Below are 12160 nucleotides of genomic sequence, written 5' to 3' on the forward strand. Positions count from 1 at the left end.
CGCCGACGCTCCGCGTCGACTCCCTCCTCCGCCTTGGATCCGACGGCACCAGACACCGCTCCTTCTCCCGCGCCGGAACTCCAGACAGGACCTAGGAAGCTTCGGGGCCGGTCCCCCGGCCGGCGACGGCCGGGGGACCCACCACTCGACGTGAACGGACGGCTTGGTCAGCACTTGCCGTTCGTGCGGACCGCGGCGCAGGCCGCAGTCATCTTGATCGTCTGCTTGATGGTCTGCTTGATGACCGCCTTGCTGACGACGCGCGAGGCGATGCCCGCGGCGGGGGACAGCTGCGTCTCGGCCGGGTCGGCGGAAACGGTCACACGGGCGTCGAGGTGGAACTCGTCCATCGGTACTGCACCTTTCGTCTCACAACAGGGACCGCCTCCCGTAGCGGAACACCGGAAGGCGTTCCGGCGGCGGCCCGAAGACGAAGTTACCGACGGGTCAGATGCGGCTGTACCCGCCGGATTTCCTTTTCCTTCCCCGCCGTTCGGCGGGGAGGCCAGTCCGGTCCGCGGGTCAGCGCGCTTGGAGGGCGTCCAGTCCCACGGCCATGCAGAGGGCGAGGACCCGGTCGAGCGAGGGATCCTGGACACGGATGACGTAGCGGTCCCGGATGCCCCACTTCCGTTCGACGGACAGGACGGGCTCCCCTTCCCGCACGAAGTCGAAGTGGTAGACGAACGGCACGGGCGGCACCGGGACGACCGGGACGACGAGGTCGAGGACCTCCCACCCGCGCCGGGCCAGGGCGACCCCGAGCCGCCGCTCCTTGCCGACCGCGGGCGCCCCGTCCCCCTGGCTCAGGTGCCAGGTGGACCGTATGAGCGAGGCCTTGACGTCTTTGCGGAAGGCACCGACGACCTCGCCGTCGGCGCGGGTGACGTCATACGTGCATCCGAAGTCGACGACCTGGCGGGCCTTGAACCCGCCGAGCTCGCGGGTCCGGTCCTCGCCGTTCCAGAGGGTCAGCTCCTCCTTGAGCGCGAACCGCTTCTGTTCGGCGAACGCGAGCACCTCCCCGCCGTCAGGCGCCGTGACCACGTAGCGGTTGACCAGTGGGGTGATCTTCTGCGTCATCAGGTATTCGCTCAAGTGCTCCATATGGGAACCCTAGGAAGCCCCTGGGCCCCCTTCGCTACGCCTGAGGGAGGATCGCCACCCCGCCGATCGGAGGGTGGAGCTCGCCGGCCGGTGGGTATGCGGGTCCGCCGACACCTTTACCGACCAGTGACTCAGCTCACATCCGGTTCCTGTCAGGAATCGGGTCCCTGTCCCGCTCACATCACCGAGAGCCCAGCGGAGCGAACCGACAGGAGCATCACATGAAGCACCGCATCGTCGTCCTCGGCGCCGGCTATGCCGGGACCTACGTGGCCGGGAACCTGGCCCGTCGGCTGTCTCCGGCGGACACCGAGATCACCGTGGTCAACGCCGCGGCGGAGTTCGTCGAGCGGCTGCGGCTCCATCAGGTCGCGGCCGGCCAGGAGATCGAAACCCAGAAGCTCGCCGACATCTTCGCGGGCACGGGGGTACGGCTGCGCCTGGCGCGTGTCACCGCTGTCGACCCCGAGCGCCAGGTCGTCACGGTGGCCGGCGCCGACGGCGGCGAGGAACTCGGCTACGACACGCTTCTCTACGCGCTCGGCAGCCACAGTGACGACCGGCGCGTCCCCGGGGTGGCCGAGCATGCCTTCGACGTGGCTGCCCGGCCCTCGGCGCTGCGCCTGCGCGAGCGCCTGGGCGGCCTGCGGGAAGGCGGGAACGTGGTGGTCGTCGGCGACGGTCCGACCGGCATCGAGACCGCCACCGAGATCGCCGAATCCCGGCCCGGCCTGTCGCTCACACTGGTCGCCCGCGGCGAGCTGGGCGCCCAGCTCTCCGACGGAGCCCGTGGCCACCTGCGCCGGGCCTGCGATCGGCTGGGCATCACCGTCCTGGAACACACCTGCGTCGAAGCCGTCGAAGCGGCACGGGTGCTGTGCGCCGACGGCGCCGCCCTGCCGTCCGACGCGACCGTGTGGACGGCAGGGTTCGCGGTCGACCCGATCGCTGCCGCTGCCGGCCTGGAGGTCACCGGGAACGGCCGGATCGTCGTGGACCGCACCATGCGATCGGTCTCGCACCCGAACGTCTACGCCGCCGGCGACAGCGTCTACGCCGTCGGCGACAACGGCCGGCCGCTGCCGATGTCCTGCGCCACGGCCGGCTACACCGGAATGCAGGCCATGAAGGCCATCGTGGGACGCCTCACCGGCAGCAAGGTCGCACACGTCAGGCTGGACTACCCGGGCAACCACATCAGCCTCGGGCGGCAGGACGCGATCCTGCAGATGGTCGACCACGAAGCGCAGGCGAAGCCGACGTACATGGGCGGCCGGAAGGCTGCACGGATCAAGGCGGGCATCCTCAAGCTGTCGCTGTGGACCAACTCGCACCCGACCTTCTGCATGCCCAAGCGCAAGCGCCGCCTGGCCGCCGCGTCGGATCTGTCCGCCGCGCACGCGGTCCCGTACGCGCCGGACGCCCCCGCTGACACAGCGGTCGCGTAGCCGCCTAGGGTGGTCCGCGTGGACAGCACCGTCAGTGACGGCTTCGACACCGGTCGGTTCGAGGCCAGCCGGAACCGGCTGGCCTCGCTCGCGTACCGTCTGCTCGGCTCGGCCTCCGACGCCGAGGACGCCGTGCAGGACGCGTTCCTGCGGTGGCAGGCCGCCGACCGGGAGCGGATCGACGTGCCGGAAGCATGGCTGACCAAGGTCGTCACCAACCTGTGCCTCGACCGGCTCCGCTCGGCACAGGTGCGCCACGAGCGAGCGGCCGGCGCATGGCTGCCCGAACCGCTCCTCCAGGGCGACCCGATGCTCGGCCCGGCCGACACCTTCGAGCAGCGCGAATCGGTGACCTTGGCCGTCCTGACCCTGATGGAGCGACTGTCACCGGTGGAGCGGGCCGTCTACGTCCTGCGCGAGGCCTTCTCGTACAGCCACGCCGAGATGGCCCAGATCCTCGACATCACCGAGTCGGCGAGCCAGCAGCACGTCCACCGGGCCCGGATCCGGGTTGCCGCCGAGCGCCGCCGAGGCGGTGAGGCCGACCCGGCCTCCGCGCGTCGGGTCGTCGAGGAGTTCCTCGCCGCCGCCGCGTCGGGGCGCACCGAACGGCTGGTGGCGCTGCTCACCGACGACGTGGTGGCACTCTCGGACGGCGCCGGTTTGGCCAGACGGCTGTTGCGCTACACCACGCCCCAGCAGGTTGCCTCCTCCGTGCGGGCCGGCTTCAAGCCGACGCCGGCGAAGCGGCGGCTGGCCGGCGGCTCGCCCGTGTTCCATTTCGTGCCGGTCAACGGCTCCCCGGCCGTCCTCGCCGTGGTCGGCCAGCGGGTCGTGGGCGCCGTGGCGTTCGAAGTCAGTGACGGCAAGGTCGTGTCCCTGCGCGGCATAGGGGCAGCGGTCCGGCTCGCGCGCCTCAACCAGGCCTGGCGGCAGCACGAACCCGACGCGCCGGTCATCGCCGCATGGTGACCGGATCGGCTGACCAGGTCTCCGGGCGTACGTGCCCGGCTGCTACGTCGGCAGGGCACGACCGGGCGGGTCAGCCGGTGCGGCGGGAGCGGGAAAGGGCCCGCAGGCCGAGCACCGTGCCGATCAGACCCAGCAGCAGGGCCACGTAGGCCCCGCCCAGCCCGTTGCCGGTGCCGAGTCCGCCGCCGGCGGTGACCGCGACCAGAGCGCCGAGGGCCATGGCGATCAGCCCCGCGACCAAGGCCGTTGTGGCCCCCAGCGACCCGCCGGCGGTGCCGAGGCGACCGGCGGGTCGTGTCAGCGCGAGCACGGCGACGACCACGGCGGCCAGCCCCAGCAGCCCGCCGGTGGCGGCGCCGAGCCGTCCGATACCGAAGTCGGTGACGGCGGCGGCGACGGGCTGGGCCGAGGCGTGCGCCGCCGCTGGTGTGGCAAGACCGGGCCCGGCGAGCAGGGCGGTCGCGGAGGCGGCGAACAGGCGACGAGCGGACATACGGGGTGCTCCTTGTCTTCCCGGGACTGGATGTGGTGCGAGCATGTCGGCCGGGCCCCCGGCAGGTCGTCCAGCAGGCGCGGACACTTCGCGCTACCACGGGCGCGGCAGGCGCCGCCGAGCTACTGCGTGCGTGGTAGTCGCCGCTCGTCCGCGGGCGGGATTCGCCCGCCGCGGCCTCGGGCTACGGTGCGCGCATGAGCAGAAGGCGGTTGCGCGTTCGGGCGGGTCTCAGGGACTGGCTGATCGCCGTAGGCGTGGCGGCGGCGCTGCTGGTCACCGGTCTGTCGGGGCATCGCGCCGCAACGGGCCCCGATTTGCTCGGCTATGGGCTGTTGGCGGTGGGCGGCCTGGCGCTGGCCGCCGGCCGCCGGGCTCCGGTGGCCGTCCTCGCGGTCACCGGGCTGTGCGCGGTGGGGTACCAGGCGGCAGGGTTCGACGTGGCCGCCGTCGCGTTCCTCTTCGCGGTGTACGCGGCCGTGCGAGCGGGACACCGCATCGTCACGGTGGCGGTGAGCGTGGCCGTGCTGGCCTCTCTCCCCCTCGCGGCTCTCGTATCGGGCCTGCACGACACGGGCGAGGCGTTCGCGCAGGCCCGGGGCGCCCTCCAGATCGCCTGGCTCATCGCCGCCGGCGCCGCCGGCGAAGCTCTGCGCCAGGCCGAACAGCGGGCCGACGAAGCCGAGCGCACCCGCGAGGAGACCGCGCGGCGCCGCGCCGACGAAGAGAGGCTGCACATCGCCCGGGAGCTTCACGATTCGCTCACCCACCAGATCTCGGTCATCAAGGTGCAGTCCGAAGCCGCCGTCCACGTGGCCCGTAAGCGCGGCGAATCGGTCCCGGAGGCCCTCCTGGCCATCCGGGAGGCCGGCCGGGAGGCGTCCCGGGAGCTCCGCGCGACCCTGGAGGCGCTGCGCGACGACGACACCACCCCGCCGCACGGGCTCGATCACGTCACCGAACTCGTCGAGCGAGCCGCCAAGAGCGGCCTGGCGACGACGCTGACGATCGAGGGCCGGCGACACGACGTGCCAACCGCGGTGGGCAGGACCGCCTACCGGGTCGTGCAGGAATCGCTGACCAACATCGCCCGTCACGCGGACGCCGGCACGGCATCGGTCCACATCGACTACCGGCCGGACACCCTCGCCGTCCGCATCGACGACGACGGCAAAGCCACCCCGGACAGCGCGCCGCAGCCCGGCATCGGGCTCCTCGGGATGCGCGAACGCGTCACCGCCCTCGGCGGCCGGCTCCGCGCCGAACCGAGGAGCGGGGGCGGCTTCACCGTCCAGGCCGAACTCCCCGTGGAGAGAGCATCGTGATCCGTGTCCTGCTGATCGACGACCAGCCGCTCATCCGCAGCGGATTCCGCGCGTTCCTCGACCTCGAAGACGACATCGAGGTCGTGGCCGAAGCCGCCAACGGTCAGGAAGGCCTGGAACTCGCCGGAGTCCACCTGCCCGACATCGCACTCATCGACATCCAGATGCCGGTCCTCGACGGCATCGAGACGACCCGGCGCATCGCAGCCGACCCCGCCCTCGCCGCGATGCACGTCGTCATCCTGACCAACTACGGCCTGGACGAACACGTCTTCAACGCCCTCCGTGCCGGCGCCGCCGGATTCCTCGTCAAGGACATCCTCCCGGACGACTTCCTGCACGCCGTACGCGTCGCAGCGCGCGGCGACGCCCTCCTCTCACCCTCGATCACCCGCAAGCTGATCAACCGGTACGTCACCCAGCCGCCCCCCACCTCCAGCGGCACCGGCAAGCCTCTGGAGGAGCTGACCGGCCGCGAACGCGAGGCCGTCGCCCTGGTCGCGCACGGCCTGTCCAACGACGAGATCGCGGCGCGCATGGTGATCAGCCCACTGACCGCGAAGACCCACGTCAACCGGGCCATGACCAAACTCCGCGCCCGCGACCGCGCCCAGCTCGTGGTCCTCGCCTACGAATCCGGCCTGGTCATCCCCCGCAGCTCGCCACCCCTGGTGCTGTGACCGCCAAGGTTCACCGGGTCGCGGCGCCCGGCACGGCGCCTCGCCGGGCGTGGGCGCGCGTGATGCGGCGTACGGGAAGGGGCCCGCTGAGGAAGGAGGTCGTCAGGACCTGAGGGAACGGGCCCGTGCGCTCAAGCCGGGCAGGCCGGCCCCGAAGGGCCGCGGACAGCGCAGGGCTGCCGCCATGGGTACGCAGGCACACGGGCAACGGGATGCGCGGGGACCGCTGTTCACCGCCGCTACGGGCACGATGTGGCACGGCCTTCCGTCATCCACGCCATTCGAACATGAGAAGCGTCGCGTCGTCCGAGGTGGTGTCGCCGCGTGCCTTCTTGAGGGTGTGGGACAGGTCCCTGGCCACCGTGCGGATCCCGTGGTCGGCCTGCTCCAGCTGGTTCACCCAGTCGATCAGCTGCTCCTCGCCGAACAGTTCCTGCCCGCTCTCGTGTTCTTCGACCAGGCCGTCGGTGAAGCACAGGACGCGGTCGCCCGGCTCCAGCGCCACCGTGCTGACCTGCGGCTGGGCTCCTCCGAAGCCGACGGGGAGGGTCGTGGGGCTGTCCAGACGGCGTATGACGCGGTGCGCGCGGATCAGTATCGGCGCGGGGTGCCCTGCGTTGACCCACTGGAGACGCCCCGTGTCCGTGTCCAGGCGCATCATCTGGGCGGTCACGAAGTGGTCCGGGTCGAACTGCTCGGCGACGGCCCGGTCCATGAAGAGGTAGATCTCGGACAGTTCGATGCTGATCCGGCGGGCGTGGCGGTACGCGCCGATGGCCACCGTGGCCATCGTGGCCGCGTCCAGGCCGTGCCCCATGGCGTCGACCATGGCCAGGTGCAGGACGTCGCGGTTCAGGGCGTAGTCGAAGCTGTCCCCCGCCACGGCGTAGGCGGGCTCCAGGACTCCGGCGACCGCGACGTGCGGCATCACCATCGACAGCGGGGGCAGCAGGGACCACTGGATCTCCGCTGCGACGCTCATCGGTTTGTTGCGGCGGGTGCGGAAGAAGAGGTCGGTGTAGCCGTTCTTGGTCTGGAGCAGGTCGGCCGCCAGGCCCGCGATCCTGCGCAGGAGGCGGCGGGCGTCGTCGTCGATCCCATCCAGGGTGACCGACATGACCCCCACCTGGTCGCCGCCGTCCAGCAGGGGCAGATGGACCCGAACGCCGTCGGCCGTCGGGACCTCGACGGAGCGCGACTCCAGGAAGCACCGGCCGGCTTCGGACCCGTCGATGGGCTGCGGATCCCCGGCGGCCGCGCCGTCGGCGGGCAGGGGGACCAGCTGTTGCTGTCCGTAGTCCTGGAGCAGGATCTGTGGTGTGCGGCTCCCCATCCGGGCCAGGGTCTCCGCAACCAGCGGGCCGACCAGATGGGGAGGCAGCTCGTGCGCCCGGTCCAGGAGCATCCCGAGCAGTTCCTCCCCGAAGCTCTCCGAGCGGTCCGGGTCCACGGGGCCTCCGACGGTCATCCTGTTGCCTCCAACCGGACGGCGGGTCGGCGTCCGGCTGCACGGGCGGATGGCCTCCAGGATGCGCCCCGGCGACCGGGCACGCCACACAGCTTCCCCGCCCGGCGGGCTCCACGACCCGGATTCCCCGGTGGGTCGGCGCCGGCGCCGCGGAGGTCCCGTGGCGTGTCCTTCGGATCAGGCCGGGCCCGTGGCCGTCCCTTCCTCCTCGGCCTCCATGTGCCTGATTCCCTCGTGGGTGAGGGTGACCATCGCGGGTGTGTTGCCGGGCTCCCAGTCGACGGTGATCAGTCCTTCGCCCGCCAGGTAGGTACAGGCGGCGGCCAGGTCCTGTTCCGGTACGTGCAGGTCGCGCCGCAGCTGTGCTCCGGTGATGCCGAGGAGGCGGTTGCCTTCGACGGCTTCGTACAGGACCCGGAGCACCTGTTCGCGGTAGGTCCTGCGTTCGCGCAGCGTGGCCATGACTGCATCCTTTCGCGTGCGGGGGTGGGGGCCGGGGCCTGTCCGGTCAGGGCCTCTCAGATCTCGTCGGAGTGGACGGCGGTGGTGCCGCCCGGGGTCCTGCTGGTGGCCAGCCAGGAGCGGGCGGGGCCGGCGGGTGTCGCCGTGTCCACGGTGAGGTGGAGGCGGGTGTTGCCGTCGAGGGCCGGGTAGCTGCGCTGTTCCGTTCCTGCGAAACAGCGGCGGAGCGCTTCCGCGACTGCTCGGGCGGCTTCGGGCGTGTGCGCGATGATCCGGACCTCGGCGAGCCCGAGCGACGGCGGTGTCTGGCTCTCGATGTACGTCACGTGGGCGTGGTTCCCTTCGGGGCGGGCGTGAGGCCGGCAGGCCGGGGCGCCGTGGCGCCCCGGCCGCTGCCCCCGGTCGGAGGAAGGTCTGTTCCTCACCGGTCGGCATCCGTGTGGCGGGCTCGACGACCGGTGTCGTCCGGCAGGCCGGGAGGCCTCGGCAGGGGGGCGCCGAAGCGGTAGGCCGTGATCCGGGCGTCGTGCTGAGCGTTGAGCAGATGGATCCAGCTCATTCCGACGCCGATCATGAGGACGATCGCCGCGATGAGGACGAGGGTCCCCACGGAACTCACCTCCAGCCGTTCGCGGACAGCGGGAGGGCGCTTCGTCCGAACGGCTCCCCGAAGCTTCGTCCGAACGGCTCCCCGAAGGGGGACATGCAGGCCCCGCCCTCGCCCTCCCAGGCGGCTTCCCGGCTGCGCGCGTCGCGGGCGCCGCGTCCGATGACGGATTCGTTGGCCATCAGGACGCCGGCGGTCAGGACGCTGCCCGGGATCGCCGCGGCGGTCATCAGGCGGGCCGCAGCCGCGGGTGCGGTCTCGGGCGGGACGACGAGGAGGTCCCAGCGGCCGACGGTGTAGGAGAGCAGGATCAGCTTGTCGGGGTCCTGTTCGGTGAACCACCCCACGTGCAGCACACGCCCGTCCACGGCGACCGTGTGCGGTACGACGGGCCACCGGGCGGGATTCACGGTGACGCGGGTGACGCGGCCCCAGGGTTCCTCCAGGGCGGCGACGAGCGGTGGCAGCTCGGCTTCGAGGTCGCGGGAGTAGGGCCACCAGGCGCCGTCCAACTGGCCGAGAAGCGTGGTTTTCGGGGTGAGGGACAAGCGAGCCGGGGACTCTGCGGCGAGGTCGCGGGGCGCGGTCCGGTCGAGGGTGGTGGTCATGGTGTGGACCTGCCCCCGGACTGCCCGTCGGCAGCCCGGTTTTTAGGCGATCACCGGAAACGACACCCGCGTGGAAGCCGGTGTGCGAAGAACTCCCGGTGCTTTCAGGGTACGCCTGTTCGGCTTGGTTCGGGCCTTCTGGCCAGGTGTTTTCCGGCAGGCGGGGGTGGGGGCGGCGGGAGTACGGTGATAGGAGCACCGGTCTGCGGACGTCGTCCGAACGGTATCGGTGCCCACCTGCGACGCAGTACGGCCGCAGCCCCTGGACGGGTGACCCACATGGCGGACTCCGAGACCCCCCGCACGCCCCCGATGCTCCTGCCGGACGCGATCCATCATGCGATCCAGCCCGGCGCTGCCGTGCTGCGGCTGGAGACCACGCGGTCCCGGGAGGGGCCCCTCGACGGTGCGTGGTGGCCGCGCACACACGACATCGAGGCCGAGCTGCCCGCGCTGATCAGCGCGTTGACCGAGCACCTCGGGCCCATCACCCGGGTCGGCGTGGACGCGGCCGCCTGGAACGCCCTCCCCACCCGCCTGGTCGTCGACGGCCAGGTCGTGCACCTCGACTCCGACCCGGTCGGCGACGGCACCGTGCTCATCACGCGCGGCCACAACGACCACTTCGCCCTGCTGGTGGTCCCCCCGGACACCGCCGCCGACGCCGCCCGGGAAGCGATGGCCCGCGCCGTCCGCGCCGACAACATCACGCAGGCCGCTCAGATCCTCATCGCCACCACACCTGTCCCGACAGACACGAGTCCTGGACCGGCAGCGACATCCGGCTGAAGGCGCACCGAGACGCACTGAACACCGCGCTCCGGCCGGGCGATCCCCGTCATTCATTTATTGCAACCGAAAAATATGGTCGGCCGGGTGAGATGCAAAACGACGTCCGGGTCGCTCTGCGCCCGGCGCGAATCACCGTGCATGACGTGGAGCCAAGGCGGATCCGGCTGCCCTGGCCGTGGCAGTCTTCTCGCCAGCGCAAGGTTCTCGGAGTGGAGGTATGCGCCCCGTGGGTGTCACTGTCAATCCCACTGTCAGCAGGCGCCGACTGGGGTCGGAGCTACGTCGGCTCCGGGAGATCAGCGGTATGACGACGCAGTAGGTGGCGGCGCGCCTGTTGATTTCCCAGCCCAAGATCAGTCTGCTGGAGAACGGCCGTCGCATCATCAGGCCACGCGATGTGCGAGATCTCTGTACGGAGTCCGGGATCAGCGGCGTGTTGAGGGTCTGATGCAGATGGCCAGGGAATCGGGTCGGCAGGGCTGGTGGAACACCTACGACGACATCCCGTACGCCGCCTACATCGGCCTGGAGACCGAGGCGGCCGCGGTCCGGTGCTACGAGCCTCTGGTGATCCCCGGCCTGCTGCAGACCCCCGCCTACGCTCGGGCGGTCATCGCAGGAACGATCCCTCACGCCACTGCCGAACAGGCCGCCACACGCCTCAAGGTACGGATGCGGCGCCAGGACCGGCTGCGCACCCCGGGTAGTCCGATGCGCTTATGGGTCGTGCTGGACGCGTCGGCGCTGTGGCGCGTCGTGGGCAGCCGCGAGGTCATGCGCGAACAGCTGGAGCATCTGACCCACCTCAGCGCCGAGCCGCACATCACCATGCAGGTTCTCCCTCACGATGTGGGTGCGCACCCGGGGGTCTCGGGACAGTTCACGCTGCTCGATTTCGCCGAGGCCACCGATGGCAGCGTGGTGTATCTGGAGAGGTTCACCAGCGACCTCTATCTGGAAAAACGATCCGACGTGCGACGCTACAGCGACATGTACGCGCACTTGCAGGCCCGGGCGCTGAGCCCGGACGGTACCCGGAGTTTTGTCGAGGAAGTCATCAAGGTGTACACCGGCCCGGAATCACCGCCAGATGTCCGCGCGCTGACCCTGCCGAGCCGGTGAGCGCCGTGCGATACAAGCCCGTTCGGGCGCCGAGTCGGCTGCCCCGTTCAAGCCGGACCGCCGGCGAGCGGGTTTGTGACCACGCGAGCGAACGCCACCGGCCACTGAGCCCTCGGACGACGTGTCCTGGGGCTCAGCCGCCGAACGGCGGACCGGACGGCATGTGTCGTTGATCGGGCTCCAGCCCCTGCCTGCCATGGGCAGGCCTCAGTCGGGCGGTATGTGACAGGGCCCGGCCGGGTGACTGCGGACCGTCGGCCGGGCCCTGGGAGTGTGCGCGTGTGTTCTGGTCAGAGGTTCTCGTCGTGCAGGTCCTCTTCGCGCAGCAGGTCGTCCTCGCGGCGGCGCGAGGTCTCCTTCTGGCTCTGCTTCTGGCCCTGCTTGCGGGATGACTTGCCCGGCTGGGGGTGAGCGGGGTCTCCGGAGCGATGGTGCTCCTGCGCTTCGCTGCCCTTGCCCGGCGCTTTGGGCTTGTCCTGCGTACCGCCCATGACGGTGACTCCTTGATGCGTGGGGTACGGATTCCTCTCGGACGACGCTGACATGCCCCGTTACGGTCTGCATCATTTCGACTGCGAAGCGAGGCACGCGGGTGACGCCCGTCCCCGATGTGGCGGCGTCGGGAGGCGCGCCGGCCGATCGGTGCCGAGGATGGGCGCGATTCCCACCCGCCCCCTGCTGTCAGGAGCCCGTTTCATGCTGGAGCGAACGCTGTACAAGGACCGCACGGAAGTCACCTTCGTCCTGCCCGCCGACACCCCGCCCGGCGCCGTCAGCGTGGTGGGCGACTTCAACGACTGGCAGCCGGGTGCCCACACCCTGCGGCCGCGCAAGGACGGCAAGCGGTCCGTCACGGTCGAGCTGCCGAGCGAGAGCACGCATTCGTTCCGGTACCTGGCCGCCGGTGACTACTGGTTCAACGACGAGAGCGCCGGCGATCAGGAGGGCCCCAACAGCCGTCTGCACACCTGATGGACCAGACGCGGGGATCTGGCAACGCCCGCGCCGTTGACCGCCGAGACGTGTCCCGGCCCGCACTCCCAAGGCGGCAGGTGTGTGACGGCCCCTGACTCCGG

At 71.1% G+C, this 12160-nt stretch carries 15 protein-coding genes and 1 pseudogene; 7 read left to right on the forward strand and 9 right to left on the reverse strand.

All coding sequences use genetic code 11. The features are described 5' to 3' along the window. Window positions 1–167 precede the first annotated feature (167 nt). Window positions 168–350 (reverse strand): hypothetical protein, encoded by a 183-nt coding sequence (locus ACFWFZ_RS33645; RefSeq protein ID WP_387127703.1) that lies wholly within the window; start codon window positions 348–350, stop codon window positions 168–170. A 172-nt stretch (window positions 351–522) separates the two neighbouring features. After that, on the reverse strand, window positions 523–1107 hold the full coding sequence (locus ACFWFZ_RS33650; RefSeq protein WP_387127705.1) for a hypothetical protein: 585 nt from the start codon (window positions 1105–1107) through the stop codon (window positions 523–525). A 221-nt stretch (window positions 1108–1328) separates the two neighbouring features. Between ACFWFZ_RS33650 and ACFWFZ_RS33655 the strand changes: the two genes are divergently transcribed. Further along, window positions 1329–2555 carry an NAD(P)/FAD-dependent oxidoreductase gene (locus ACFWFZ_RS33655; RefSeq protein WP_387127707.1) on the forward strand — a complete coding sequence of 409 codons (1227 nt, stop codon included), beginning with the start codon at window positions 1329–1331 and terminating at the stop codon, window positions 2553–2555. 18 nt (window positions 2556–2573) lie between these two features. Further along, window positions 2574–3527, forward strand: a complete 954-nt coding sequence (locus tag ACFWFZ_RS33660) for a sigma-70 family RNA polymerase sigma factor (RefSeq protein WP_387127710.1) — start codon at window positions 2574–2576, stop codon at window positions 3525–3527. Window positions 3528–3597: 70 nt separating this feature from the next. Here ACFWFZ_RS33660 and ACFWFZ_RS33665 read toward each other — a convergent pair whose 3' ends face one another. Next, window positions 3598–4020, reverse strand: a complete 423-nt coding sequence (locus tag ACFWFZ_RS33665) for a DUF6223 family protein (RefSeq protein ID WP_387127713.1) — start codon at window positions 4018–4020, stop codon at window positions 3598–3600. Between the two features lie 197 nt (window positions 4021–4217). On the opposite strand from ACFWFZ_RS33665, the gene ACFWFZ_RS33670 reads away from it, so the two are divergent. Continuing rightward, on the forward strand, window positions 4218–5345 hold the full coding sequence (locus ACFWFZ_RS33670) for a sensor histidine kinase (RefSeq protein WP_387127715.1): 1128 nt from the start codon (window positions 4218–4220) through the stop codon (window positions 5343–5345). Then, window positions 5342–6025, forward strand: coding sequence for a response regulator (locus tag ACFWFZ_RS33675; protein ID WP_387127717.1), 684 nt, complete (start codon window positions 5342–5344; stop codon window positions 6023–6025). Before ACFWFZ_RS33670 ends, ACFWFZ_RS33675 begins: the two co-directional genes overlap by 4 nt. 268 nt (window positions 6026–6293) lie before the next feature. Here the strand turns inward: ACFWFZ_RS33675 and ACFWFZ_RS33680 are convergent, their stop codons facing one another. The 5 genes from ACFWFZ_RS33680 to ACFWFZ_RS33700 all read right to left on the reverse strand — a co-directional run bounded on the left by ACFWFZ_RS33680 (window position 6294) and on the right by ACFWFZ_RS33700 (window position 9170). After that, the gene (locus ACFWFZ_RS33680) at window positions 6294–7493 is read right to left on the reverse strand and encodes a PP2C family protein-serine/threonine phosphatase (RefSeq protein WP_387127720.1); all 1200 of its coding nucleotides are present in this window, start codon (window positions 7491–7493) and stop codon (window positions 6294–6296) included. A 177-nt stretch (window positions 7494–7670) separates the two neighbouring features. After that, window positions 7671–7955, reverse strand: coding sequence for a hypothetical protein (locus ACFWFZ_RS33685; protein ID WP_387127723.1), 285 nt, complete (start codon window positions 7953–7955; stop codon window positions 7671–7673). 56 nt (window positions 7956–8011) lie between these two features. Further along, window positions 8012–8281 carry a hypothetical protein gene (locus ACFWFZ_RS33690; protein ID WP_387127725.1) on the reverse strand — a complete coding sequence of 90 codons (270 nt, stop codon included), beginning with the start codon at window positions 8279–8281 and terminating at the stop codon, window positions 8012–8014. Between the two features lie 95 nt (window positions 8282–8376). Then, window positions 8377–8565, reverse strand: a complete 189-nt coding sequence (locus ACFWFZ_RS33695) for a hypothetical protein (protein ID WP_387127728.1) — start codon at window positions 8563–8565, stop codon at window positions 8377–8379. A gap of 5 nt (window positions 8566–8570) precedes the next feature. After that, window positions 8571–9170, reverse strand: coding sequence for a DUF5994 family protein (locus ACFWFZ_RS33700; RefSeq protein ID WP_387127731.1), 600 nt, complete (start codon window positions 9168–9170; stop codon window positions 8571–8573). A gap of 279 nt (window positions 9171–9449) precedes the next feature. Here ACFWFZ_RS33700 and ACFWFZ_RS33705 point away from each other — a divergent pair, with 279 nt between their 5' ends. Further along, window positions 9450–9959 carry a DUF5994 family protein gene (locus ACFWFZ_RS33705; RefSeq protein WP_387127733.1) on the forward strand — a complete coding sequence of 170 codons (510 nt, stop codon included), beginning with the start codon at window positions 9450–9452 and terminating at the stop codon, window positions 9957–9959. Between the two features lie 322 nt (window positions 9960–10281). Further along, window positions 10282–11084: pseudogene (locus ACFWFZ_RS33710) on the forward strand (DUF5753 domain-containing protein). A gap of 290 nt (window positions 11085–11374) precedes the next feature. Here the strand turns inward: ACFWFZ_RS33710 and ACFWFZ_RS33715 are convergent. Further along, window positions 11375–11575, reverse strand: coding sequence for a hypothetical protein (locus ACFWFZ_RS33715; protein WP_387127735.1), 201 nt, complete (start codon window positions 11573–11575; stop codon window positions 11375–11377). Window positions 11576–11780: 205 nt separating this feature from the next. Here ACFWFZ_RS33715 and ACFWFZ_RS33720 point away from each other — a divergent pair, with 205 nt between their 5' ends. Continuing rightward, on the forward strand, window positions 11781–12056 hold the full coding sequence (locus ACFWFZ_RS33720) for an isoamylase early set domain-containing protein (RefSeq protein ID WP_387127737.1): 276 nt from the start codon (window positions 11781–11783) through the stop codon (window positions 12054–12056). The last annotated feature ends 104 nt before the right edge of the window (window positions 12057–12160 follow it).

The organism is Streptomyces sp. NPDC060232 (genome assembly GCF_042726555.1).
In the GTDB taxonomy this organism is placed as follows: Bacteria; Actinomycetota; Actinomycetes; order Streptomycetales; family Streptomycetaceae; genus Streptomyces.